Consider the following 24,673-nt stretch of genomic DNA (forward strand, 5'->3'; position numbering starts at 1 on the left):
TACTTCCAGCCAATGTCGTCATCTATTCGTAAAGCCAACCATTCAGACGCATTGACCCGCCTGGCTCAAGCCGTGGCGGTGGCTGTGTCCGCTACTCTGGCGGGCTGCCAATCGACCCATTTTGCCGCACAATCCACCGTGCAACCCAAGCCCAACCTTACCGCCAAGATCAAGCAAAAACCCATTTGGCTATCAGAGAAGCCAAGCCCGGAAGTGCCCCAGGATGTCTGGGAACGCATGCGCCGGGGCTTTCAATTGCAGGACGGGTTAGGCGTCAACCCGCGCATTGAACAGCAACGATTGTGGTTTGCCAGCAACCCATCCTTTCTTGAGAACGCCGGCGAACGCGGCAGCCTCTACATTCATTACATCGTCGAACGCCTTGAAGAACGCAACATGCCCCTGGAGCTGGCGCTGCTGCCAGTGATTGAAAGTGCCTACAACCCAATGGCCTATTCCCGCAGCGATGCGGTGGGCCTGTGGCAGTTCGTTCCCGCCACCGGGCGCTACTTCAACCTGCGCCAGACCCGCGCCTACGACGGCCGCCGCGACATCACCGCCTCCACCACCGCCGCCCTGGACTACCTGACACGTCTGCATGACATGTTCAACGGTGACTGGCTGCTGGCGCTTGCGGCCTATAACGCGGGCGAAGGCACGGTCAGCCGGGCCATCGAACGTAACGAGAAGCTCGGCTTGCCGACGGACTACTGGAACCTGCCACTGCCCCAGGAAACCAAGGACTACGTGCCCAAGTTCCTGGCGCTGTCCCAGGTGGTGCTGGCCCCCGAGGCGTACGGCGTCAACCTGAACCCGATTGCCAACACGCCGTACTTTGAAGTGGTAGAGATCAAAACCAGCATGGACCTGTCACGGGTCGCCGCGCTGGCCGAGATCGACGAAGACGAACTGTTCCAGCTCAACCCGGCCTTGAAGCAGCGCACGACTTTGGACGGCCCGCAGCATTTGCTGGTGCCGACTTCCAAGGCGCAGTTGCTGGCCAGCAGCCTTTCGGCGATGAAGCCCGAAGAATTGCTGAGCATGCGTCCGAAAAAGCCGGTGTTCGACGACGTTGAGCACAAGGCCATTGCCGGTCGTACCCGCAGCTACAAGGTGCGCAGCGGCGACAACCTGACGCTGATTGCCAAGGCCAACAAGGTCGACGTGCATGACCTGCAGCGCTGGAACAAGCTCAATGGCCAGGCGCTCAAGGTCGGCCAGACCCTGGTGATGCAGGACACCCGCAAGCTGGTGGCCAAGGCTGACAGCAAGAAGCCGGTGCAATACAAGGTCAAGAAAGGCGACTCGCTGTACATCGTTGCCAAGCGCTTCAACGTCGAGATGCAACATCTCAAGCGCTGGAACCCGCGCACGGGTCAGGCGTTGAAGCCGGGCCAGATGCTGGTGGTTTCCGGGCCGCGCTAAGCAGCAAACACAAGGGGGAACTGGCAACAGTTCCCCCTTTGTTCTTAACCCCGCCAACCCACACCCAAGCCTGTAGTCCCCCTCCTGCGGCAACAGCCTTTTTCCAATCGGAACAAGCTGTTACTGTACGCTTCATAAAGCCCAAGCCGCCTGGATCGGATCTCTGACTTGAAGCGTCCCCTCCTTCTACTAATAAGTCTGGCCTTGAGCTTTTCCGCGAACGCAGCCATCACCGAGAGCCACGGTTATGCGCAGTTCGGCACGCTCAAGTACCCGGCCAAATTCACCCACTTCGACTGGGTAAACCCCGCAGCGCCCAAGGGCGGCACCTTGCGGGTCATGGCGTTTGGCACGTTCGATACTCTCAACCCTTACACTTTCAAGGGTTCCAGCCCGGTCTCCACCGCCAACTTCCTGCAATACGGGGTCAACGAGCTGAATGAGCCGTTGATGGTCGGCACCGGCCAATACGCCCCTTCCGGCGATGAGCCGACTTCCAGCTACGGCCTGATTGCCCAATCGGTGGAATACAGCGAGGACCGCAGCTGGGTGGTGTTCAATCTGCGCCCCGAGGCACGCTTCCACGATGGCAAGCCGATCACCGCCTACGACGTGGCGTTTTCCTATCGCACGCTGCTGACCGAAGGCCACCCGCAATACCGCACCAACCTGCAGGAAGTGGCCCGGGTCGACATTCTTAACCGGCACCGCATTCGCTTCGTGTTCAAGCGCGCCGGCAATCCGTTGCTGATCCTGCGTCTGGGCGAGCTGCCCGTATTGCCCCAGCACTACTGGAAAAACCGTGACTTCAAGGCCACCACCTTCGAGCCGCCGCTGGGCAGCGGGCCTTACCGCATCACAAAGGTCTCGCCGGGACGGCAACTGGTGTTCGAACGGGTCAAGGATTACTGGGGCAAGGACCTGCCGGTCAACCGTGGTTTCTATAACTACGACAAGGTCGAGGTGGAGTTCTACCGCGACAGCGACGTGGCCTTCGAAGCCTTCAAGGCCGGCGAGTTCGATATCTATATCGAGCACCAGGCGAAGAACTGGGCCAACGGCTACAACTTCCCGGCAGTCAACCGGGGTGATGTAATCAAGGCACAGATCGCCCACCAGATCCCGACCCAGAGCCAGGGCCTGTTCATGAACAGCCGACGCCCGGCCTTCAGCCAGGCCAAGGTGCGTGAAGCCCTGGGCTTGATGTTCGATTTCGAGTGGACCAACCGCACCCTGTTCAGCGGCGCCTATAAACGCACCCTCAGCTATTACCCCAACAGCGAATTCTCTGCCACCGGCGTGCCCACCGGCCATGAGTGGCTGATGCTCTCGCCCTATCGCGATCAACTACCGGCCAACCTGTTTACCCAGGCGTTCAGCCTGCCCCAGACCGACGGGCGCGGCATCCCCCGGGACACCCTGCGCCGCGCCCTCGCCTTGCTGGCCGAAGCGGGCTGGAAGCTGTCAGGGCAACGGTTGCTTAACAGTGACGGGCAGCCCCTGCGCCTGGAAATCCTGCTGGTGAATCCGAACCTGGAGCGCATCCTGCAACCCTATGTCGAAAACCTGACAAGCATCGGCGTCGATGCCCGCTTGCGCACGGTAGACCGCGCACAGTACAAACAACGCCTCGATCAGTTCGACTTCGACATGATTCTGATGACCCTCAACCAGACCCTCAGCCCCGGCCTTGAGCAGTGGCAGTACTTCCACTCCAGCCAGGTGGGGATCAAGGGCAGCAAGAATTACGCAGGCATCGCCAACCCGGTGGTCGACCATCTGCTGGACCAGCTGCTGGCGGCGCAAACCCGTGAAGAACAATTGGCCGCCGGCCGGGCACTGGACCGCGTCCTGCTGTGGCAGCACTACAGTATTCCCAACTGGTACCTCAACTATCATCGCCTGGCGTACCGCAACCGGTTCGCCTTCGTCACCACGCCGCCCTACAGCCTGGGCCTGAGCGCATGGTGGCTGAAAGCTTCGGAGAAAGCCCAATGATGCCTTTGCGTACTGCGATCCTTGGCAGCCTGCTGTTGTGCGGCGCGGCCAATGCGGCCCCACAACATGCCCTGACCCTCTATAACGAACCCCCCAAGTACCCCGCCGACTTCAAGCATGTCGACTATGTAAATCCCGACGCCCCCAAGGGCGGTACCTTCCGCGAATCCAGCATGGGCGGCTTCGACAGCCTCAACCCGTTCATCAGCAAGGGCGTGCCGGCAGACAATATCGGGCTGATCTACGACACCCTTGCCCAGCAAAGCCTGGACGAACCCATCACCGAATACGGCCTGGTGGCCGGCAAGATCGAAAAGGCCCCGGACAACAGTTGGGTACGCTTCTACATTCGCCCCGAAGCGCGCTTCCACGACGGCCACCCGATCCGCGCCGAAGACGTGGTATTCAGCTTCCAGACGCTGATGAAGGACGGCTCGCCGATCTACAAGACCTATTACGCCGACGTCGACGAAGTGGTCGCCGAAGACCCGTTGCGGGTGCTGTTCAAGTTCAAGCGCACCAACAACCGCGAACTGCCGCTGATCCTTGGGCAACTGACGGTATTGCCCAAGCATTACTGGGAGGGTCGCGACTTCTCCAAGGGCAACCTGGAGATTCCGTTGGGCAGCGGCCCGTACAAGGTGGCCGAGGTCAAGGCCGGGCGTTCGGTCCGCTACGAGCGGGTCAAGGACTACTGGGCCAAGGACCTGCCCATCAACAAGGGCTTCTACAACTTCGATTACCGCGTCACCGATTACTACCGCGACAACACCGTGGCCCTCGAAGCCCTCAAGGCCGGGCAGTTCGATTACTGGCTGGAAATCAGTGCGAAAAACTGGGCCAACGCCTACAACACCCCCGCCGTTGCCCAGGGCCGCCTGATCAAGGAAGAAATTCCCAACGGCAACCCTACCGGGATGCAGGGCTTCGTGTTCAACACCCGCAAGCCGATGTTCCAGGATGTGCGGGTGCGCAAGGCCATCAGCCTGCTGCTGGACTTTGAATGGAGCAACAAACAGCTGTTCAATGGCGCCTACACCCGCAGCCGCAGCTATTTTGAAAACTCCGAGATGGCCGCCACCGGCCTGCCCGGCCCGGATGAGCTGGCGATTCTTGAACCGCTGCGGGACAAGATCCCGCCCCAGGTGTTTACCGAAGCCTTCGAGCCGTCGAAGACCGACGCCAGCGGCATGATCCGCACCCAGCAGCGCGAGGCCTATCAGTTGCTGCAAGAGGCCGGTTGGAAGATCGTCGACGACAAGATGGTCGACAGCACCGGCAAACCGGTGACCATCGAGTTCCTGCTGGCCCAGACCGAGTTCGAACGCATCCTGTTGCCGTTCAAGCGCAACCTGGCAGACCTGGGGATCGACCTGGTGATCCGCCGGGTCGACATCTCGCAGTACATCAACCGCATCCGCTCCCGGGATTTCGACATGGTGGTGGGCAGCTTCCCGCAGTCCTCCTCGCCCGGTAACGAGCAGCGTGAGTACTGGAAGTCATCCAGCGCCGACAAGCCCGGCAGCCGCAACTACATCGGCCTGAAAGACCCGGCCATCGACCAACTGGTGGAAGAGCTCATCGACTCCGACTCGCGCAAGAGCCTGGTGGCCCACGCCAAGGCCCTGGACCGCGTGCTGCAGTTTGGCTACTACGTGATCCCCAACTGGCACATCAAGACCTTCCGCGTGGCGTATTGGGACCACCTCGGCCATCCGAAGGTCTCACCACGGTATGACGTCGGCACCGCCACCTGGTGGAGCAAACCCGACGCCAAGCCTGCGATAACCGTGGACACCCACCAGAGTGCCGATCCGGCGAGCGGGGGCGACTGAGATGCTGGCCTATATTGTTCGTCGACTGCTGCTGATCATCCCGACGCTGTTCGGCATTTTGCTGATCAACTTTGTGATCATCCAGGCCGCCCCGGGTGGCCCGGTGGAGCAGATGATCGCCAAGCTTGAAGGCTTTGAAGGCGCCACCAGCCGAATCGCCGGGGGCGGTGCCGAAGTCTCGGTGGCCGGCTCCAGCTACCGCGGTGCCCAGGGCCTGGACCCGGCGCTGGTGAAGGAAATCGAGAAGATGTACGGCTTCGACAAGTCGGCGCCGGAACGCTTGTGGATCATGGTCAAGAACTACGCCAAGCTGGATTTCGGCGACAGCTTCTTCCGTGACGCCAAGGTCATCGACCTGATCAAGGAAAAGATGCCGGTGTCCATCTCCCTCGGGCTGTGGAGCACCCTGATCATGTACCTGGTGTCGATCCCCCTGGGGATCGCCAAGGCTACGCGGCACGGCAGCCACTTTGACGTGTGGACCAGCTCGGCGATCATCGTCGGCTATGCGATCCCGGCCTTCCTGTTTGCGATCCTGCTGATCGTGGTGTTCGCCGGCGGCAGTTACTTCGACTGGTTTCCATTACGCGGGCTCACCTCCAACAACTTTGATGAATTGAGCTGGGGCGGCAAGATCCTCGATTACTTCTGGCACCTCGCCCTGCCCGTGACGGCGTTGGTGATCGGCAACTTCGCGACCATGACCCTGCTCACCAAAAACAGCTTTCTGGACGAGATCAACAAACAGTACGTGGTCACCGCCAAGGCCAAGGGCCTGACCAACCACCGCGTGCTCTACGGCCATGTGTTTCGCAACGCGATGCTGCTGGTGATTGCCGGCTTCCCGTCGGCCTTTATCGGCATCTTCTTTACCGGCTCGTTGCTGGTGGAAGTGATCTTCTCCCTTGACGGCCTGGGCCTGATGAGCTTTGAAGCGGCGATCAACCGCGACTATCCGGTGGTGTTTGGCACGCTGTTTATCTTCACCCTGCTGGGGCTGGTGGTGAAACTGATCGGTGACCTCACCTACACCCTGGTCGATCCGCGCATCGACTTCGCCAGCCGGGAGCATTGAGATGAATCTATCCCCCCTCAATCGTCGCCGGTTCGAGCGCTTCAAGGCCAACAAGCGTGGCTGGTGGTCGCTGTGGCTGTTTTTGATCCTGTTCGGCCTGAGCCTGGGCGCCGAGCTGATCGCCAACGACAAGCCGCTGGCGGTGCATTACGACGGCGACTGGTACTTCCCGGCGCTCAAGCGTTACCCCGAGACCACCTTCGGCGGCGAATTCCCGCTGGAAGCCAACTACAAGAGCCCGTATATCCAGGAGCTGCTCAAGGCCAAGGAGGCCTGGACGTTGTGGGCACCGATCCCGTTCAGCTACCAGAGCATCAACTACGACCTGAAAGTCCCTGCACCCGCGCCGCCCTCACGGGACAACCTGCTGGGCACCGATGACCAGGGCCGCGATGTGCTGGCACGGGTGATCTACGGCTTCAGGATTTCGGTGCTGTTTGCCCTGACGTTGACCGTACTCAGTTCGATCATCGGCGTGATCGCCGGGGCCTTGCAGGGCTTCTACGGCGGCTGGGTCGACCTGGCCGGCCAGCGCTTCCTGGAAATCTGGTCCGGCTTGCCGGTGCTGTACCTGCTGATCATCCTTGCCAGTTTTGTGCAGCCGAATTTCTGGTGGCTGCTGGGGATCATGCTGCTGTTTTCCTGGATGAGCCTGGTGGACGTGGTGCGCGCCGAATTCCTGCGCGGGCGTAACCTGGAATACGTACGGGCGGCCCGGGCGCTGGGGATGCAGAACGGCTCGATCATGTTCCGCCATATCCTGCCCAACGCCATGGTCTCCACCATGACCTTCATGCCGTTCATCCTGACCGGCGCCATCGGCACCCTCACCGCCCTGGACTTCCTGGGCTTTGGCCTGCCAGCCGGCTCGCCGTCCCTGGGTGAACTGGTGGCCCAGGGCAAATCCAACCTGCAGGCGCCGTGGCTGGGCATCAGTGCCTTTGCCGTGCTGGCGATCATGTTGAGTTTGCTGGTGTTTATCGGCGAGTCCGCTCGCGATGCCTTCGACCCGAGGAAATGAGATGAATCAGGACAATCTGATCGAAGTCCGCGACCTCTCCGTCGAGTTCGTCGTAGGCAACACCCAGCAGCGTGTGGTGAACAATGTCAGCTTCGATATCAAGCGCGGCGAAACCCTCGCGCTGGTGGGCGAAAGCGGTTCGGGCAAGTCGGTCACGGCGCACTCGATCCTGCGCCTGTTGCCGTACCCGCTGGCGCGTCACCCCTCGGGGACGATCCAGTACGCCAACCACGATTTGCTGACCCTGAAAGAAAAGACCATCCGGCATATTCGTGGCAACCGGATTGCGATGATTTTCCAGGAGCCGATGACCTCGCTGAACCCGCTGCACTCCATCGAGAAGCAGATCAACGAAGTGCTCGGCCTGCACAAGGGATTGACCGGCAAGGTCGCCACCCAACGCACCCTGGAGTTGCTGGAACTGGTGGGCATCCCCGAGCCCCACAAGCGCCTCAAGGCCTTGCCCCACGAGCTGTCCGGCGGCCAGCGCCAGCGGGTGATGATCGCCATGGCCCTGGCCAATGAACCCGAGCTGCTGATTGCCGACGAACCGACCACGGCACTCGACGTCACCGTGCAGTTGAAGATCCTGGAGCTGCTCAAGGAATTGCAGGCGCGCCTGGGCATGGCCTTGCTGTTGATCAGCCACGACTTGAACCTGGTCAGGCGCATTGCCCACCGGGTATGCGTGATGCAAAAAGGCTGCATCGTCGAACAGGCCGAATGCGAAACCCTGTTCCAGTCGCCGCAGCATCCGTACACCCAGGAGCTGCTGGCAGCCGAGCCCAGCGGCGGCCCTGCCACCAATGAAATCGGCCCACCGTTGCTGGAAGTCGATGACCTGAAGGTCTGGTTCCCGATCAAGAAAGGCTTCCTGCGCAACACAGTCGATTACGTCAAGGCGGTGGACGGCATCAACTTCAGCCTGCCCCAGGGCCAGACACTCGGCATCGTCGGTGAAAGTGGCTCGGGCAAATCCACCTTGGGCCTGGCGATTTTGCGGCTGATTGCGAGCAAGGGTGGCATTCGCTTCGAAGGCCATCAGATGGACAAACTCAGCCAGCAGCAGGTGCGACCCTTGCGGCGGGAAATGCAGGTGGTGTTCCAGGACCCGTTTGGCAGCCTGAGCCCGCGCATGTGCGTGAGCGAGATCGTCGGCGAAGGCCTGCGCATCCACAAGATGGGGACTGCTGCCGAGCAGGAAGCAGCGATTATCGCCGCGCTCAAGGAAGTGGGCCTGGACCCGGAAACCCGCAATCGCTACCCCCACGAATTTTCCGGAGGCCAACGCCAGCGCATCGCTATCGCCCGCGCGTTGGTGCTCAAGCCACGGCTGATTTTGCTGGATGAACCCACCTCAGCCCTCGACCGTACCGTGCAGCGCCAGGTGGTGGAACTGCTGCGCAACCTGCAAGCCAAGTACAACCTGACCTACCTGTTCATCAGCCACGACCTGGCGGTGGTCAAGGCCTTGAGTCACCAGCTGATGGTGGTCAAGCACGGGCAGGCGGTTGAACAGGGAGATGCACCCGCGATCTTCGCCAACCCCCAGCATGCCTACACCCGGCAACTGCTGGAGGCCGCGTTTTTGGTGCCCGGCCCCTAGTAACAGAACCACCGTAGCAGCTGTCGAGCCCCAGCGAGGCTGCGTTGGCCGCACCCGTGTTATCGAGCCAGGCATTGCACCGGGGCGCTCCGGACGCAGCCTCGCTGGGCTCGACAGCTGCTACGGGCGCTCGGGTCCTTCTTGCCCAAAAGCAAACCAATATCATTTGCGCAGTGCCTGGCCCTTTGGTTTAATCGCGACCAATTCTTATTTACGCCAAGGCTTCTACGCCACATGGATACTGTGTCGACCTCGCCCACCTCATTCAGCGACCTCTACGGCAATCACCATTCCTGGCTGCTGGGCCTGCTGCGCAGACGCCTGAGCAATCGCTGGGATGCGGCGGACCTGGCCCACGACACGTTTATCCGGGTGCTCAAGCGTCCGCCTGCCGACGCCGATGAGACGCGGGAGCGCTCCTACCTGGCCACCATCGCCCGGGGACTGTGCATTGATCACTGGCGCCGGCGCCAGTTGGAACAAGCGTGGCTGCAAAGCCTGGCGGATCGGCCGCAAGCGCTGCAACCGTCGCCGGAGCAGCGGGCGATCATCGTCGAAACCCTTTACGAAGTGGACGCCATGCTCGCCCGACTGCCCCACAAGGTGCGCGAAGCGTTTTTACTGGCGCAGTTGCACGGCATGCCCTACAAGCAGATCGGTGAGCAACTCGGGGTGGGCGAACGGATGGTGAAAAAATACCTGGCCCAGGCGCTGCTGCATTGCGCGGCGCTGGAAGCGGAACTGGACGGGATGCTCGTGGAGTGACCAGCCCCGGAAAACTCAGCCATGCCAGCCTGGAACAGGCTGCCCAATGGTACGTGCGCCTGCAGGATCAGCCAGAGGCTGCCCAGCACTGGCGGGCATGGCTCGGACAAAGTCCGGAACACCAGGCTGCCTGGGGTTACGTAGAGCGGGTCAGCCAACGCTTTGCGCCGCTGACCGAGCAATGCCACAGCGCCAGCCGTGCATTGCGCAGCTCTCGGCGCCAGACGCTCAAGACCCTGCTGGTGCTGTGCGCCGGTTCAACCCTGGCCTGGGGCACTTGGCGCCACACTGCCCTGCCCCGGTTGGTAGGGGGTTGGAGTGCCGACTACGCTACCGCCGACGGCGAAACCCGCGAAGCGCTGCTGGACGATGGCAGCCGCCTGTGGCTGAACGCCTTGAGCGCCCTGGATGTACGTTTTGACCGCGGCCAGCGCTTGCTGCACCTGCGCTTCGGCGAAGTGCTGATCGAGACCGCCAAGGACCCGAACCGCCCGTTTCTGGTGGAGACTGAACAGGGTCGCCTGCGGGCACTCGGCACCCGCTTCAGCGTGTTGCAGGACGGCGCGAGCACCGTGCTCAATGTGTTTGAAGGCCGGGTCGAAGTGCGCACCGCCGCCAGCCAGCAAGAACGAATCATCAAGGCCGGGCAACAAGTGGCCTTCACCCGCGACGGGTTCAACCTCAATTCACCCGCATCCGCCACCCGTGAGGCCTGGAGCCGTGGCGTGCTGCTGGCCGACAATCTGCCGCTTGGCCAACTGGTCGCCGAGCTCAACCGTTATCGCCCCGGCCACCTGGGCTGTGATCCGGCGGTGGCGCAATTGCCGGTAATGGGCTCGTTTCCCCTCAAAGACAGCGACCACGCACTGCGCCTGCTACAGGCTGCGCTGCCGATTCAGGTCGACATACTCATGCCGTGGTGGGTCACGGTCAGGCCCAAACACCCAAGCACATAAAAACTTTCAGCCGTCAGTTCCCTTTTCCAAAACTCGTTCGGTTAACCCAGCAGATGCTTTCAATTCGCCGATCGATTTGATCCAAAGGGAATGTTCATGTCGCAACCCGCTCGCTTCACTTTACGCCCGCTGGCGCTGGCTGTTACTGCTACCTTGTTGTGCCTGGGCGCGCTCGACGCGCAAGCCGCCGAGTCGCCGTCGACTCAGGAAACGGCCCGCCACTACACCATCGCCGCGGGTTCTTTGGTCAACGTGCTGAACAGCTTCGCCGAGCAGTCAGGGATCTTTTTCGCCGGCCACAACAGCCTGGCCAGCGGCAAAACCAGCCCGGGCCTCAACGGCAGCTACACCCCGGCCAGCGGTTTGCAACGGCTGTTGCAAGGCAGCGGCTTGCAGGCCGTGTCCCAGGGCAACAACGGCTACGTGCTGGAGTTGATTCCGGCCAACACCGGCGCCCTGGAACTGGGCGCCACCACCATCTCCGGCGAAGGCCTGGGCGCCACCACCGAAGACACTCACTCCTACACCACCGGCGCCATGGCCTCGGCCACCGGCCTGGCGCTGTCGATGCGCGAGACACCGCAATCGGTGACGGTCATCACCCGCCAGCAAATGGATGACCAGGGTTCCACCAGCATCGCCGACACCCTGCGTCGTGCGCCCGGCGTGAGCGTGCAGAACTACGACAGCGAGCGCTGGGAGTTTTCCAGCCGCGGCCTGCCGATCACCAATTTCCAGTATGACGGGGTCAACTCCACCTACGACGGCGTGTATGACTACGGCACCACCAGCACCGACATGGCGGTGTATGACCGCCTGGAAATCATCAAGGGCTCGGCGGGCCTGATGTCTGGCTCCGGTGATCCTTCGGCGACGGTCAACCTGATTCGCAAAAAGCCCACCCGGGACTTCAAGGCTTCGGTCACGCAGACGTTCGGCTCGTGGGACAACTACCGCACCGAAGGCGATATTTCCGGGCCACTGACCGACGCCGGCAACGTGCGCGGGCGCTTCGTCGGGGTGCATCAGGATCGCCAGTCGTACCTGGACCACTACCAGAACACCAAGGACATCGCCTACGGCATTCTCGAAGCGGACCTGACGCCGGACACCCTGCTGACCTTCGGCATCGACCAGCAGGACACCCGCTCCCGTGGCGCCAGCTGGACCGGTTTCCCGATGTACTTCAGCAACGGTTCGCGCACCGACTTCTCGCGTTCCTTCAACCCGGCCGCCGACTGGAGCCGCCGCGACTTCCAGAACCAGACCCTGTTTGCCTCGGTGCAACAAAAGCTCGCGAACGACTGGTCGCTGAAAATCAGCCTCGATCGCAAGCGCAGCCAGCACGACACCCTGCTCGCCTCCGCCAGCGGCGGCAACCCGGACCCGGTCACGGGCGACGGGATGTACATGTTCATGGGCAAGTACAAGGGTGACCAGGTGCAAAACACCCTGGACATCAACCTCAATGGCCCCTTCAGCCTGTTCGGGCGCGAGCATGAATTGATCATGGGCTTCATGGCCACCCGCTCGAAACAGGACGTGCCGGTGTACGGCTCGATCTACCCGCCCGTGGGTGGCAGCATTTACGACTGGCGCGGCGAATACCCGAAGCCAGACATTCCCCGCAGCGGCCAGAACGACATCGTGCAACGCCAGACCGGCGCGTACCTGGCCACGCGTTTGAAACCCACCGATGACCTGTCGGTGATCCTGGGTACCCGCGTCAGCAACTTCAGCGGCACCGACAACACCGACTTCTACGACCCGACCAAGGCCGACAACCGTATGACCTATCGCCAGTCGGGCGTGGTCACGCCCTATGCCGGCATCGTCTATGACCTCAATGACACCTGGTCGGTCTACACCAGCTACACCAAGATCTACAAGCCGCAGAACAGCAAGGACGCCGACCGCAAGTTGCTCGATCCGATTGAAGGCGACACCTACGAAGCCGGGCTCAAGGCAGCGTTTTTCGACGGCCGCCTGAACGCCAGCTTCGCCGCATTCCGCATCGAACAGGACAACGTCGCGCAGTACGTTTCCGGGTTTGAGACCGACTCGGTGTATCGACCGATTGCCGGCGCCACCACCAAGGGCTTTGAAGTCGAACTGGCCGGTGAAGTGCTGGACGGCTGGAACGTCTCGGCGGGCTACACCTACCAGCACAGCCGTGACGCCAACGGCGATTACGTCTATGGCTCCGTGCTGCAAACCACCACGCCGCAGCAAGTGGTGCGGCTGTTCAACACCTATCGGCTGCCCGGCGCTCTGGAAAACCTGACCGTGGGTGGTGGCGTGAATTGGCAGAGCGAGTTCTTCGGCAATGTGTTCCAGCCCGATCCCAATGACTCGATGAATTTCGGCCACAACTCACGCATCACCCAGGACAGCTACTTCCTGGTGGACGTGATGGCGCGCTACCGCTTCAACGAGCACTTGAGCACCACGTTGAACGTGAAGAACCTGTTCGACAAAAAGTACTACACCGGCCTGGGCAACTTCGGCACCGGTTTCTACGGCGAGCCGCGCAGCCTGCAATTGGCGACCCGCTGGGATTTTTGAGCCCAAACGCCAGACTGCCGTAGCGCCTGCAACGGCAGTCGACTCGTGCTACACCCCATCAGGAAGGTACGTCTTTTGTTCTTGTCCGGCCCAGCCGACGATGCAGGCTCCGGTCGCCCACAGCACGTGGGCGACCTTGCACAGAGCCTGAACGCCATGGATGACTTACCCTTTCTGTCCCACCTGTTGAAGAATATTTCGCCCTCCGCCCTGGACCTGATCAAGCGCCAGGCATTGCGCCTCAAGGATGACCAAGTGCTGATCGCGCAGCTGATCGCGGGCTTGATCAGCCTGGTTGGCCAAGGCACCACGCCCGCCACCGACCCCATCCTGGTCAACGTGCCCGAACACAGCATGCTCGGTCAGTGGGCGCGGCTCTTCTGCGATGCCATCGGCCGCCGAGCCTTCCGTGAGTGGGCCTCGCACCATGACCTGGAACTGGCGAGCCTGGTGTTTCGGGGCGGCGATTTGCAGGCCACGATCCTGGAAGGCACGGTCAAAACACCGTACACCTTCACCCTGGACAAAGACTCCGACTGGTGGCGCGTCGCGACCCCGATCCTGGAAGTAGTGCAGGTTATCGACCCGGTCAACGCCGGCTTGCGGTACATGGAAAACCCCGCTGAGCCTCGTTCGCGGGCATTGCCCCTGAATCTGATATTGCCGTTCTACGGCTATCCGGTACCGACCAACCATTTGCAGGCCCAGGTCATTCTCGAAGAAATCCACACCCTTGACACGCTACCCGGTGTCGATGAAAGCGGGCGCCTCAAATCAACCCTGCGCAAGCGCCTGACCGAGGAGCAACGGGATTACCAGCAACTGGCCGACGCGCTGCAGGCCCTGCTGGGGCAGAGCACAAACGGCAGCCCGCCTTTCGATTGGCTTCAGCTCTACCTGCAACGCTGCACCCTGGAATCAGACTCGATGTTGTCGAGCACGTTAAAGGACGCGGCACAACTGCTTGACACCGTGACGCAAGGGGAAGAATTCGCAAGCCTCAACCCGTCGAGTCAAGGCGCAGTAACCACCTACCGCTACTCCGTCGACCAAAAAGCAGTGATTGCCATGACCGGCGCGCGAGAGGTCAACACCTCGCCCCGGGATCGCTCCAGCAACTCGCCGCTGAACCAGCAATGGGACGAACTCGAGCGCTTGGCCAATCTCGCCCATACCGACATATTGCCGGACGCCAGCCTCACGCTGGCGGCGCTGATGACGGTGTATCGCCTACCCCGCCCCGCCAGCGCTGAGGAAGCCCAGGCCCTGATCGAACAACTGCGCGCCACCACCGTTGCCACGTTTCCCTATGTCAGCTCGGCGGCGCACTCGTTGATGGCCGTCAGCAAACACACGCGGCATATCGCGGTGCTCAACGACCGCTACACCATGCGGGCAGCACTCAAGTCGATCACCCTCGATACACAGCTCAACAGCACCCTGGACATGACCTTCAACCTGGCCCTGGACTCGCCCTTTTCCGCGCTGGTCGACAAAGGCGCGCAATTGCTCGCAGGCCTGCGCCAGGAAGCGACCTTCCAACGCCTGAGCGCCAGCCGCCAGTTCAACTCGGCCCGGGAATACGTGCTGAACGCGGACGGTGACCTCAGTGGTCATGCGCTGGACGACACCCCCAAGGTACTTACCCGTATCGACACACCCCTTTCAAGCCTGACCGCGATGGCCGAACCTTTGCTGGAGCTGGCCCGCCAATCCGGCGGTCGCATCAGCACCGATGGCCAAGTCAGCCTGCGACAGTTACTTAACCTGTACCAGATGGCAATACCAGGCACCCGTGACGAAGCGCACATCACCGCACGCCTGCTGGACATTGCGATACTCAAGCCGCCCCGGCACGGCAACTACTGGCGGGCATTGCAGGTGATGCCACTGCTGGCGGCGCAACGCACCCAGGTGCTGCAGACCGTCGCCGCCTTCCTGCCCAACCCGGACATAAAACTATTCGACTACCTGAGCGAACCGATCGTCGGCGAAAAAAACCGCGACCAAGTGCGCGCCGAGGCTGATCTGCTGCTGCACCAACTGTTGGCGTCGCCCCTGGCCCAGGCGCTGGCCGCGCGGCTGTCAGAAACCGTGGGCTGGTACGGTGAACATGCCGGCGCCGCGAACACCCGTGCCAGCCGCAACGCACTGTTGTTCGCCGCACTGATTCTCAGCCTGGACGCGAATGCCGGCACGCGACGGGCCACCGTCGCGGGTTACGACCTGACGGATTCCCACAACTGGGGCCTGACCTTCGATGAAGTACGTGGCGTCGTAGAAGCCATGGTCCAGTTCAAAGTGTTGCGCACCAACGCCGTGCCCATGGCCGCACACTTGCTGCTGGCGGGTGTCGCCCCGGAGCTGCTGGTGCGATACATCCCTGATGAGGTGTCGTACATGAGTTCGCATATCTGGGTGCATTTCAAGCAATACGTAGACCTGATCGAAGCTGAAACACCAGGCGCATCACGGACCATGAGCTTCGCTGACTTCAGGGCGCTGATCTACTTCATCATTCCTTCCCGCAGGGTCCGCCGGGGCAGCCTGCCGATTACCGACTGGGCCGTGGCCAACGGGGTGCTGGCCAAAAGCGCGAATGCCCGAGACACCACCGAAAAGAATCGCGCCATTGCCGCGTTGAACGAACAGATCAATCTGTTGCAGGTCAGTTCCGAGTTGTTGAAGAACGGGCATATCAGCCTGTATGAGATGGCCTTGCAGGACCTTCAACGGGTGTTTGCCGGCAACACTGACCTGGAGCGATTGGTCATGCAGTGGCAAGCCAGGCCTGGTACCGGACCCGAGCCGGGCATCGCCGGCAACACCTCCGTTTCGCTGGTTCAGTTGCACATGGCAGGCAAGCTGACCAAGGGCACGACGCAATGGCGTTCCACCCTCAAGGACATTGATTTCCCCAGCATGGCGTTACGGTTCAATGAGTTGGGGTCGATCCACTCCGCCTTCGCCGCCGAGTTCGAGAAGCGCTACACGGCGGTGCGCGCAGCGCTGCTGCAGTCGATCATGTATTGGATGTCACAACTGCCTCTGCTGAGTCGTGAAGGCATGGAATATGGCAACCTGGAATTCCATCGCCTGCGAACGCTGCGCCCCAGCGCTGGCGGGCAACCAGCGGGCATCGGGCGATTCGGGGTGCTGGTGTTGTGCCAGTACGCCGGCGACAAGCGCTTCTATGAGTTTCTCCCCAAGCAATTGAAGGTTGCCCCACTACCGGGCCTGAGCGTTCAAATGTTCGAGCAGGCCCTGCGCACCGGCAATACCCAGGGCAGTACGCTCCCGATCGACTGGGCAGCCTACGCCCGCGGCACGCGCCCCAACGGGCAGCAACAAGCACACGTCATCGCCCAACGCTTTGCCGGACTGCCTGACGTCTATGGGCCTCGCCCTGCGGTGCCCAACACCTTCACCTCACCACGCAGCCTGGCCATTGCCAGCATTGTGATTGACCAGCACTTGCTGGTAGGCGCCGATGAGGCGCGAGCCGCGGCGAAACAACCCTTGTCCCTGGCAGACGCCATCAGCGGCACGGACCCGCGGGTCGGTTTCCTGCGCAGAATGGAGCCCGAAACCATGAAATGAAACGTTACAGGCCGGGTTCTGTGTAATTATTCACTTCATTGTTTCCCGGTGAGACTTGTAGTGATGCGATCGCCCCTCAAACCGACTGCCCCTTCCTTCTGGCGCGATGAACGCCTGCCGTTCATTGAGGCCCGCACCATCGCCGATGGGAGGAAGGTCTGCTACACCCGCCACGCCCACGAACACTTTTCCATCGGTGCGATCACGGCCGGGCAGAGCCTGTACATCCATGGGGCATCGACTTTCAAGATCAGCACCGGCACCGTGGTCTTGATGAACCCCGGAGATGTCCACGCCTGCAACCCCATTGATGATCTGCCCTGGTCCTATCACATGCTGTATATCGATACGGCCTGGCTGACCGACCTGCAGCACCAGTTGGGTTTCAGCAAGGACCAGGACTTTCGGCCGTTCACCGCCACCCACACCACGGATGTCGCGTTGTACCGCGGGCTGAACGAGCTGTATGAGGTGCTGGTGGACAACCACGCCGAACACCTGCACAAGCAGAGTGCAGTGGTGAGTTTTTTCACCGAGGTGCAGCAACGCCTCAACCCGTCGGAGACCCCGGTGCGCGAGGTCAATCACAAGCTGGAGCGGGCCGCCGACTATATCCGCGAACATTGCACCGAGGCCCTGAAGCTCGAAGACATTTGCCAGGCAGCGGAACTGTCGCCGTCGTACCTGATCCGCGCGTTCAAGCAGTATTACGGCATGACGCCCCACGCGTTTCTGGTCAATCGCCGTATTCAGTTTGCCCGCACCCAGTTGCGCAGCGGCCAGTTGATTGCCGACGTCGCACTGGCGGCTGGCTTTTCTGACCAGGCGCATTTCCAGCGCACGTTCAAACAGCATCTGGCGGCAACGCCCGGGCAGTATCGCGGCTGATTCAGGCGAGCAGTAAATATCCCACGCTGGCCACCAGCAACGCCGCCATCGAGCGATTGAACAGGCGCACGCCCTGCGGATTATTCAGGTAGCGCCGCAGGAATGTGCCTGCGTAGGCCCAGCACGCCACCGACAGGTAGCAAATCACCAGGTAGATCGCCGCAAACAGCCAGACTTGCCGGGCATCACCATCGGCGACAAACAGCCCCATGCCCGCCACACACGCCAACCAGGCCTTGGGGTTGAGCCACTGCATGATTGCTCCATACAGCATCGAGGGCGCCGTAGCCGTACCGTCGGCCTCCAGGCGCCCATCGTCCACTGCCAGTTTCCAGGCCATGTACAACAGGAAGGCCACCCCGCCCCACTGAATCAACTGGGTCAGCAGCGGCCAGCGCACCAGCACCTCATGCAGCCCCAGGCCAATCAGCACCAACAGCAAAGTAAATCCCAGCGCCGCCCCGGCCACATGCTTCTGGCTGGCGGCAAACCCAAAGCGCGCGCCTGAACTGAGGGCCACCACATTCACCGGTCCCGGGGTGATGGAGGTGGCCAGGGCGAAGGCGGCCATGGAGATGATCAAGCTCATTGCAGTTCCTTGTTGTTGTGCAGGTATGAGCGGAACCTTAAGGGGAAGACGGATCGCGGTATTGAAGAAAATGCCCCTGGCGAGGCTACTCTCCCGTCATCCGCTCCAGGCTGTTGCTCAAGTGCAACAGCATGGCGGCTCTGGCGGCATCCGGGTCCTGTCGGCGAATGGCTTTCAGGATCGCCTCGTGCTCAAGGTTTGCCAGCCGCCCCAACTCCATCAGGTCCGCGTCGCCGCGTTCTTCAGCGTTGATTCGGGTACGCGGGATGACCGAGTTGCCCAGGTGATAAATCACGTCGGTGAAATAGGTGTTGCCGGTGGCTTGGGCGATCAGGCGGTGAAAACGCACATCCGGCTCAACAGCGCTGTCGTTGTTGGCCAGTGAGTCCTGGTAATCATCCAGTGCCTGGCGCATCTGCTGCAGTTGTTCGTCGGTGCGGCGCAGGGCCGCCAGTGCGGCCGCTTGAGTCTCCAGGCCCATGCGCAGCTCAAGAATGCCGCGCACGCTGGCGGCGGTGTCATGGGTCAGGTGCAGGCCTTGGCGTTCGTCACGCGCCAGCACAAAGGTGCCGACACCATGGCGGGTTTCGACAAGCCCGGCGGCCTGTAATTTGGAGAGCGCTTCGCGCACCACCGTGCGACTGACGCCGTACTCACCCACGATGGCCGATTCGGACGGCAGTTTTTCACCCGGTGCCATTTGCCCCAGGAGAATCTGCTGGGTCAACGCGGTGACGATGTCGTGAGCAAGGCCCGGGGAGCGCTTGCGATGAGGTGCCGAGCTGGGGTTTTGCATCAGGAATTCCGTTCAAGGGCGCCTGGCAATACTAGCATTCTTAAACGAACCAACTTGTATGACAACAAACAAATACCTGTAGGAGCGAGCTTGCTCGCGAAAAAGCCCGCCGCACCGCAAAAAATCAATATTACCGCGTAATCATTGAGGCTTTTCGCGAGCAAGCTCGCTCCTACAAAGGGTTGCCATCTCTGAAATTGCAGTTGTATGATGTCTATCAAGTTGTCAGACATCTCTGGTAACCCAAGCACGTCCCCGCACAACAATAATCAGTGGGAGTTTGACCTCGTGACCTCTTCCAGCCCTGCGACAGCTGCGCCCGCCACCGACCCGGTCCTGGCCCGCGCGATCAAGAAAGTGAAGAGCCACGTGCTCCCGCTCTTCGTGATCATGTTCATCGTCAACTACATCGACCGCGTCAACATCGGCTTTGTGCGTACCCATATGGAGCACGACCTGGGCATTGGTGCCGCCGCCTACGGCTTCGGCGCCGGGTTGTTTTTCATCGGCTACGCGCTGTTCGAAGTACCGTCCAACATGCTTCTGCAAAAAGTCGGCGCACGCATCTGGCTGACCCGCATCATGTTCACCTGGGGCATCACCGCGACGTTGATGGCCTTCATCCAGAACGAAACCCACTTCTACATCCTGCGCTTCCTGCTGGGCGTGGCCGAAGCCGGCTTCTTCCCTGGGGTGATCTACTACTTCACCCGCTGGTTGCCCGGTGTCGAACGCGGCAAGGCGATTGCGATTTTCCTCAGCGGCTCGGCCCTCGCCTCGCTGATCTCCGGCCCCTTGTCCGGCGTGCTGTTGCAAATCACCGGCCTTGGCCTGCACGGCTGGCAGTGGATGTACATCATTGAAGGCATGGCGTCGGTACTGCTGTGCTTTTTCGTGTGGTTCTGGCTCGACTCCAAGCCCCACGACGCCAAGTGGCTCAGCCTTGAAGAAAAGGATGCGCTGGTGGGCGAGATCGACCGCGAACAGCGCGAGCGTGACGCCGCCACCACGGTCAAGCCGACCCTGGGCAAGCTGCTCAAGGACCGCCAGATCATGCTGTTCTGCGCCCTGTACTTCTGCATCCAGCTGACCATTTACGCCGCCACCTTCTGGCTGCCGAGCATCATCAAGAAAATGGGCGACCTGAGCGACATCCAGGTGGGTTTCTACAACTCGATCCCGTGGTTGATTTCCATCATCGCGATGTACGCCTTCGCCGCACTGGCAGGCAAGTTCAAGTTCCAGCAAGCGTGGGTCGCTGCGGCATTGTTGATCGCTGCGGTCGGGATGTTCCTGTCCACCACCGGCGGGCCGATCTTTGCCTTTATCGCCATCTGCTTTGCGGCGATTGGCTTCAAGTCGGCGTCCTCGCTGTTCTGGCCGATTCCCCAGGGTTACCTGGATGCACGCATTGCCGCAGCGGTGATCGCGTTGATCAACTCCATCGGTAACCTCGGCGGGTTTGTCGCGCCCACCACCTTTGGCTTCCTGGAACAGACCACCGGCTCGATCCAGGGCGGCCTGTATGGCCTGGCGGGCACTTCGATCCTTGCGGCCATCCTGGTGTTTTTCGCCAGGACACTGCCCGGCCCGACCACCCGCAGCGTGCTGCAACCCGCCCCCGTCTTGAGCAAATAAGGACTCCACGATGAACACAGAACACCAGCACCACGCCAATGGCGCCCCAGTCGTTACCGGCCTGCAAGTCATCCCGGTGGCCGGCCACGACAGCATGCTGCTCAACCTCAGCGGCGCCCACGGGCCGTTTTTCACGCGCAATATCGTGATCCTTACCGACAGCGCCGGCCGTACCGGCGTCGGTGAAGTGCCCGGCGGCGAACGCATTCGCGAAACCCTGGAAGACGCCCGCAGCCTGGTGATCGGCAAGCCCATCGGCCAGTACCAGAGCATCCTCAATGCCATGCGCCAGACCTTCGCCGCGCGGGATTCGGCGGGCCGGGGTTTGCAGACGTTTGACCTGCGCATCACCATCCATGCCGTCACGGCGATGGAAGCTGCACTGCTGGACTTGCTCGGCCAGTTTCTTGAAGTCCCAGTGGCGGCCCTTCTCGGCGAAGGCCAGCAACGCGACGCAGTGAAGATGCTTGGCTATCTGTTCTACATCGGTGATCGCCAGCAAACCGACCTGGCCTATCGCAGTGAAGACCATGCCGAAGACTGGTTCCGCCTGCGGCATGAACAAGCCATGACCCCCGAAGCCATCGTGCGTCTGGCTGAGGCGGCCAAGGCGCAATACGGTTTCAATGACTTCAAGCTCAAGGGCGGCGTACTGCGCGGCGCCGAAGAAATCGAAGCGGTCACGGCGCTGGCCGAGCGCTTCCCCGATGCGCGCATCACCCTGGACCCCAATGGCGCCTGGTCACTGAAAGAAGCCATCACCCTGTGCCGCGACCAGCACCACGTACTGGCCTACGCCGAAGACCCTTGCGGTGCGGAAAACGGTTACTCCGGGCGTGAAGTCATGGCCGAATTCCGCCGTGCCACCGGGCTGCCAACCGCCACCAACATGATCGCCACCGACTGGCGGGAAATGGGTCACGCGATCCAGTTGCAGTCCGTGGATATTCCCCTGGCCGATCCGCACTTCTGGACCCTGCAGGGCTCGGTACGGGTCGCGCAGATGTGCCACGAATGGGGCCTGACCTGGGGCTCGCATTCCAACAATCACTTCGACATTTCCCTGGCGATGTTCACCCAGGTGGCCGCCGCCGCGCCGGGGGAAATCACCGCCATCGACACGCACTGGATCTGGCAGGACGGCCAGCGGTTGACCAAGGCTCCATTGAAGATTGTCGACGGGCATATCAAGGTGCCGACCAAACCGGGCCTGGGCGTGGACATCGACATGGACGCCGTGGCCCACGCCCATGAGCTGTACAAAGGCATGGGCCTGGGGGCGCGTAATGACAGCGTGGCGATGCAGTTCATGATTCCGGGCTGGACGTTCGATAACAAGCGGCCGTGCCTGGTGCGCTGACCTCAGTTGAAGATCATCGAAAAGTGCGCGCCCACCCCGGCGCGCACGCCCTCGCCCACCGCCAGCGCTACCGAGCCGCCGGCCAGGTTGGCATCACCGCAGGCAAACACGCCGGGCACCGTGGTCTGGCGCGTCTCGTTGGTCAGCAAATAGGGCCCGGTCGGTCCTTCGACAAACTCACACCCCAACTGCTCGGCCAACGGGCTGGCCATGCGCGTTCGGGACAGGGTGAAAATACCGTCCAGGTTGATCACCCGGCCGTCGGCCAATTCCACATCCGCCCGCTCCCCGACAATCCGCCGCACCGCCGAGCGTTCGACGCTGACCCCACGCCGATCCAGTTGCGCCTGCTGCTCGGCATCCGGCACAAAGACGCCGTTGGTAAACAGCGTGGTGGTGCCCCAATCCGGCAGCAGCATGGCGTGATGCATCGCCAGCGGCGAAGTCGCCAGCACGCCGATGCGGCCTTGATTCAACTCGTAGCCGTGGCAATACGGGCAATGAAACACATGCTTGCCCCAGCGCGCCTTCAGCCCTTCCACCTCGGGCAACTCATCCACCACGCCGGTGGCGAGAATCAGGCGCTTAGCGTTGAACCCACCGTTGCAGCGGGTTTGCACCACGAAACCGTCCTGGCGCTGGGTCGCTTCAACGGCGGTGTCCTGCACCCAGGTCACCGTCGGATACGCCATCAACTGCCCTCGCCCTTCGGCGGCGATCAGCTCCGGCGGCTGGCCATCCTGACTGAGGAAACCATGGGAGGTGGCCGCAAACCGATTGCGCCGCTGCCCGGCATCGATCACCAGCACCTTGCGCCGAGCCCGCGCCAGTTGAAGCCCAGCGGACATTCCGGCGTAGCTGCCGCCCACGATAGACACTCGACTTTCGCGCATGCTCCACGTGCTGATCCACATGGGCCGTCACGAGGAACGCGCCACCTCGGAGACCATCGCGCAGATGCTCGGCACCAATGGGTGGTGGTGCGCCGCACCCTGGGCCTGCTCAAGGAGAAGGGTTATGTGCGTTCAGAAAAAGGTCATCAGGGCGGCTGGAGCCTGGGCAAACCCTTGAGTGAAATCACCCTGCTGGACATCCACAATGCCCTCGGCACGTCGTCGATCTTTGCCGTCGGCTTGTCCACTGATCATCCGCAATGGGCCGTTAACGCAGCGCTGAACCAGGCCTTTGATGACGCCCAGGCGTTGCTCCTGCAGCGCTTGGGCGAGGTGACGCTGGCCCAGTTGGCGGATGATTTTGACGAGCGCTACCAGGTAGCGATGACGCCGGTGCCGTGCGCGTAACGGCGCCCTAAGCACCGCCCACCGCACGCCACGCGGCCTCGGCCAGGGCTTCCCGGTAAACCCGCGGGCTGCTGACTGACCGGCCGGCCAGCCAGGCGCGGCAATAGCTGTCGGCCTGGCCGATAATCAGTGATGGCAAGAGTTCGGCGGGTACCTGGTTGAGCTGATCACTACGCCCAGGCAGCGCCATCCAATCCTTCAGCACGGCATTGCGCGCCTGGTTACGGCTTTCCAGTTCGGCGGCGAACGGCCCCTTGGTCACGGCGAAATGCGCGTGGTACTGGAAACGCGCCCATTGCGGTTCGCTGTCGACCCAATCGACATAGCTGTGGACCAGCGCGTACACGCCCTCCTTCGCCGTTTCGGCCGACTCAAGATAGCGCCCACGCAATTCGGCCTGGTCCTCCAGCGCGGTAAAAAACAGCGCGGCGACCAGGCCTTCCTTGTTGCCGAAGTGGTGATAGATCGCGCCGACGCTGGTGTCGCATCGCGCGCGAATCATCTCGATGGTGGTGGCTTCAAGGCCCTGCTCGTTGAACAGGTCGAGGGCGGCCTTGAAGATGTCGCGCTTCAATTCGGCCCTTCGGCCAGGGAAGCAACGCTGGAGCAGATCCGGGGTTTGCATGCTGAACACGAACTCAATCGTTGAAGAAAGGATAAGCCCGGGCAGCTTGACAGATTTCCCATGGGCAGAATACTGTTCCGTTACAGAATATTATTCTGTAACGGAACAAGATTCCGTAAATCTCACACCCTCAGCGAGGCAGCACCATGAGTCAGGCTTTGAGCATGTTCAACAGTGTGGGTCCCGAAGCGTTCAGCACACTGGCGTGTCAGATGGCGCCCTACTTCAGCACCATCAATCCGTTGATGACCCAGCTGCGTCCGGGGTTTGCCTCGGTGGAAGTGCCGTTCAGCAAGGCCATTACCAACCACCTGGGGACGGTGCATGCGATTGCCATGTGCAACGCTGCGGAGTTGGCGGCGGGCACCATGACGGACGTTTCTGTGCCGGCCGGGGCGCGGTGGATTCCCAAGGGGATGACGGTGGAGTATCTGGCCAAGGCCAAGAGCAGCGTGACGGCGACGGCCAATGGTGAGGGGATTGATTGGCAAACGGCGGGTGACAAGGTGGTGCCGGTGGAGATGCTGGATGCGGAGGGGAAATTGGTGTTTACCGCGCGGATTACCATGAATGTGAAATTGGGGTGAGGGGGTTGGGGGCATATCCGTTGCTGCGGTAACGGCTGCTGAC

Annotated in this window: 18 protein-coding genes and 1 pseudogene; 15 read left to right on the forward strand and 4 right to left on the reverse strand. The window is 61.6% G+C overall.

What is annotated here, in order from left to right:
- Positions 1 to 12 precede the first annotated feature (12 nt).
- The 11 genes from LIY45_RS21820 (at position 13) to LIY45_RS21870 (ending at position 17,734) form a co-directional block, all read left to right on the forward strand.
- Positions 13 to 1,425, forward strand: coding sequence for a lytic transglycosylase domain-containing protein (locus tag LIY45_RS21820; protein WP_226477569.1), 1,413 nt, complete (start codon positions 13 to 15; stop codon positions 1,423 to 1,425).
- 168 nt (positions 1,426 to 1,593) lie between these two features.
- Positions 1,594 to 3,423 carry an extracellular solute-binding protein gene (locus LIY45_RS21825; RefSeq protein ID WP_226477570.1) on the forward strand — a complete coding sequence of 610 codons (1,830 nt, stop codon included), beginning with the start codon at positions 1,594 to 1,596 and terminating at the stop codon, positions 3,421 to 3,423.
- Entirely contained in the window at positions 3,420 to 5,258 is a 1,839-nt protein-coding gene (locus LIY45_RS21830) for an extracellular solute-binding protein (RefSeq protein ID WP_226477571.1), read from the forward strand. The genes LIY45_RS21825 and LIY45_RS21830 overlap by 4 nt, the downstream gene beginning before the upstream one ends.
- Before the next feature lies 1 nt (position 5,259).
- A complete protein-coding gene (locus LIY45_RS21835; RefSeq protein ID WP_226477572.1) occupies positions 5,260 to 6,333 on the forward strand; it encodes a microcin C ABC transporter permease YejB in 1,074 nt (357 codons plus the stop codon).
- Position 6,334: 1 nt separating this feature from the next.
- Positions 6,335 to 7,354, forward strand: coding sequence for an ABC transporter permease (locus LIY45_RS21840; protein ID WP_017477556.1), 1,020 nt, complete (start codon positions 6,335 to 6,337; stop codon positions 7,352 to 7,354).
- A gap of 1 nt (position 7,355) precedes the next feature.
- A complete protein-coding gene (locus LIY45_RS21845; RefSeq protein ID WP_226477573.1) occupies positions 7,356 to 8,960 on the forward strand; it encodes an ABC transporter ATP-binding protein in 1,605 nt (534 codons plus the stop codon).
- Between the two features lie 234 nt (positions 8,961 to 9,194).
- The gene (locus tag LIY45_RS21850; RefSeq protein ID WP_226477574.1) at positions 9,195 to 9,725 is read left to right on the forward strand and encodes a sigma-70 family RNA polymerase sigma factor; all 531 of its coding nucleotides are present in this window, start codon (positions 9,195 to 9,197) and stop codon (positions 9,723 to 9,725) included.
- On the forward strand, positions 9,722 to 10,681 hold the full coding sequence (locus LIY45_RS21855) for a FecR domain-containing protein (RefSeq protein WP_226477575.1): 960 nt from the start codon (positions 9,722 to 9,724) through the stop codon (positions 10,679 to 10,681). The genes LIY45_RS21850 and LIY45_RS21855 overlap by 4 nt, the downstream gene beginning before the upstream one ends.
- A gap of 96 nt (positions 10,682 to 10,777) precedes the next feature.
- Positions 10,778 to 13,246 carry a TonB-dependent receptor gene (locus LIY45_RS21860; protein ID WP_226477576.1) on the forward strand — a complete coding sequence of 823 codons (2,469 nt, stop codon included), beginning with the start codon at positions 10,778 to 10,780 and terminating at the stop codon, positions 13,244 to 13,246.
- A 156-nt stretch (positions 13,247 to 13,402) separates the two neighbouring features.
- The gene (locus tag LIY45_RS21865; RefSeq protein ID WP_226477577.1) at positions 13,403 to 16,846 is read left to right on the forward strand and encodes a hypothetical protein; all 3,444 of its coding nucleotides are present in this window, start codon (positions 13,403 to 13,405) and stop codon (positions 16,844 to 16,846) included.
- A 63-nt stretch (positions 16,847 to 16,909) separates the two neighbouring features.
- Complete coding sequence (locus tag LIY45_RS21870) at positions 16,910 to 17,734, forward strand: helix-turn-helix domain-containing protein (protein WP_226477583.1); 825 nt, start codon at positions 16,910 to 16,912, stop codon at positions 17,732 to 17,734.
- Between the two features lies 1 nt (position 17,735).
- On the opposite strand, the gene LIY45_RS21875 is transcribed toward LIY45_RS21870, so the two are convergent.
- Together LIY45_RS21875 and LIY45_RS21880 are read right to left on the reverse strand one after the other, a co-directional pair.
- Positions 17,736 to 18,323, reverse strand: coding sequence for a LysE family translocator (locus LIY45_RS21875; protein WP_017477550.1), 588 nt, complete (start codon positions 18,321 to 18,323; stop codon positions 17,736 to 17,738).
- A gap of 85 nt (positions 18,324 to 18,408) precedes the next feature.
- Entirely contained in the window at positions 18,409 to 19,119 is a 711-nt protein-coding gene (locus LIY45_RS21880; protein ID WP_017477549.1) for a FadR/GntR family transcriptional regulator, read from the reverse strand.
- Positions 19,120 to 19,407: 288 nt separating this feature from the next.
- Between LIY45_RS21880 and LIY45_RS21885 the strand changes: the two genes are divergently transcribed.
- Together LIY45_RS21885 and gudD are read left to right on the forward strand one after the other, a co-directional pair.
- Entirely contained in the window at positions 19,408 to 20,757 is a 1,350-nt protein-coding gene (locus LIY45_RS21885) for an MFS transporter (protein ID WP_226477578.1), read from the forward strand.
- Between the two features lie 10 nt (positions 20,758 to 20,767).
- Complete coding sequence (gene gudD / locus LIY45_RS21890; RefSeq protein WP_226477579.1) at positions 20,768 to 22,117, forward strand: glucarate dehydratase; 1,350 nt, start codon at positions 20,768 to 20,770, stop codon at positions 22,115 to 22,117.
- A gap of 2 nt (positions 22,118 to 22,119) precedes the next feature.
- Here gudD and LIY45_RS21895 read toward each other — a convergent pair whose 3' ends face one another.
- The gene (locus LIY45_RS21895) at positions 22,120 to 23,010 is read right to left on the reverse strand and encodes an NAD(P)/FAD-dependent oxidoreductase (protein ID WP_226477580.1); all 891 of its coding nucleotides are present in this window, start codon (positions 23,008 to 23,010) and stop codon (positions 22,120 to 22,122) included.
- Between LIY45_RS21895 and LIY45_RS21900 the strand changes: the two are divergent.
- Positions 23,009 to 23,418 (forward strand): annotated as a pseudogene (locus tag LIY45_RS21900) (Rrf2 family transcriptional regulator). The gene LIY45_RS21895 and the pseudogene LIY45_RS21900 overlap by 2 nt on opposite strands.
- Positions 23,419 to 23,425: 7 nt before the next feature.
- Here the strand turns inward: LIY45_RS21900 and LIY45_RS21905 are convergent.
- Positions 23,426 to 24,043 (reverse strand): TetR/AcrR family transcriptional regulator, encoded by a 618-nt coding sequence (locus LIY45_RS21905; protein WP_226477584.1) that lies wholly within the window; start codon positions 24,041 to 24,043, stop codon positions 23,426 to 23,428.
- A gap of 146 nt (positions 24,044 to 24,189) precedes the next feature.
- Here LIY45_RS21905 and LIY45_RS21910 point away from each other — a divergent pair, with 146 nt between their 5' ends.
- On the forward strand, positions 24,190 to 24,630 hold the full coding sequence (locus tag LIY45_RS21910; protein ID WP_026077972.1) for a hotdog fold domain-containing protein: 441 nt from the start codon (positions 24,190 to 24,192) through the stop codon (positions 24,628 to 24,630).
- Positions 24,631 to 24,673: the final 43 nt, after the last annotated feature.

This window comes from Pseudomonas sp. MWU16-30323 (genome assembly GCF_020515595.1).
Classification (GTDB): Bacteria; Pseudomonadota; Gammaproteobacteria; order Pseudomonadales; family Pseudomonadaceae; genus Aquipseudomonas; species Aquipseudomonas yamanorum.

What these genes read in the sequence shown, in the direction of transcription:
- LIY45_RS21870 (WP_226477583.1), top strand. Translation starts at nt 16,910, where the DNA reads ATGCGATCGCCCCTCAAACCGACTGCCCCTTCCTTCTGGCGCGATGAA.
- LIY45_RS21895 (WP_226477580.1), bottom strand. Translation starts at nt 23,010, where the DNA reads ATGCGCGAAAGTCGAGTGTCTATCGTGGGCGGCAGCTACGCCGGAATG.
- LIY45_RS21835 (WP_226477572.1), top strand. Translation starts at nt 5,260, where the DNA reads ATGCTGGCCTATATTGTTCGTCGACTGCTGCTGATCATCCCGACGCTG.
- LIY45_RS21910 (WP_026077972.1), top strand. Translation starts at nt 24,190, where the DNA reads ATGAGTCAGGCTTTGAGCATGTTCAACAGTGTGGGTCCCGAAGCGTTC.
- LIY45_RS21865 (WP_226477577.1), top strand. Translation starts at nt 13,403, where the DNA reads ATGGATGACTTACCCTTTCTGTCCCACCTGTTGAAGAATATTTCGCCC.
- LIY45_RS21820 (WP_226477569.1), top strand. Translation starts at nt 13, where the DNA reads ATGTCGTCATCTATTCGTAAAGCCAACCATTCAGACGCATTGACCCGC.
- LIY45_RS21850 (WP_226477574.1), top strand. Translation starts at nt 9,195, where the DNA reads ATGGATACTGTGTCGACCTCGCCCACCTCATTCAGCGACCTCTACGGC.
- gudD (WP_226477579.1), top strand. Translation starts at nt 20,768, where the DNA reads ATGAACACAGAACACCAGCACCACGCCAATGGCGCCCCAGTCGTTACC.
- LIY45_RS21905 (WP_226477584.1), bottom strand. Translation starts at nt 24,043, where the DNA reads ATGCAAACCCCGGATCTGCTCCAGCGTTGCTTCCCTGGCCGAAGGGCC.
- LIY45_RS21845 (WP_226477573.1), top strand. Translation starts at nt 7,356, where the DNA reads ATGAATCAGGACAATCTGATCGAAGTCCGCGACCTCTCCGTCGAGTTC.
- LIY45_RS21880 (WP_017477549.1), bottom strand. Translation starts at nt 19,119, where the DNA reads ATGCAAAACCCCAGCTCGGCACCTCATCGCAAGCGCTCCCCGGGCCTT.
- LIY45_RS21875 (WP_017477550.1), bottom strand. Translation starts at nt 18,323, where the DNA reads ATGAGCTTGATCATCTCCATGGCCGCCTTCGCCCTGGCCACCTCCATC.
- LIY45_RS21840 (WP_017477556.1), top strand. Translation starts at nt 6,335, where the DNA reads ATGAATCTATCCCCCCTCAATCGTCGCCGGTTCGAGCGCTTCAAGGCC.
- LIY45_RS21860 (WP_226477576.1), top strand. Translation starts at nt 10,778, where the DNA reads ATGTCGCAACCCGCTCGCTTCACTTTACGCCCGCTGGCGCTGGCTGTT.
- LIY45_RS21830 (WP_226477571.1), top strand. Translation starts at nt 3,420, where the DNA reads ATGATGCCTTTGCGTACTGCGATCCTTGGCAGCCTGCTGTTGTGCGGC.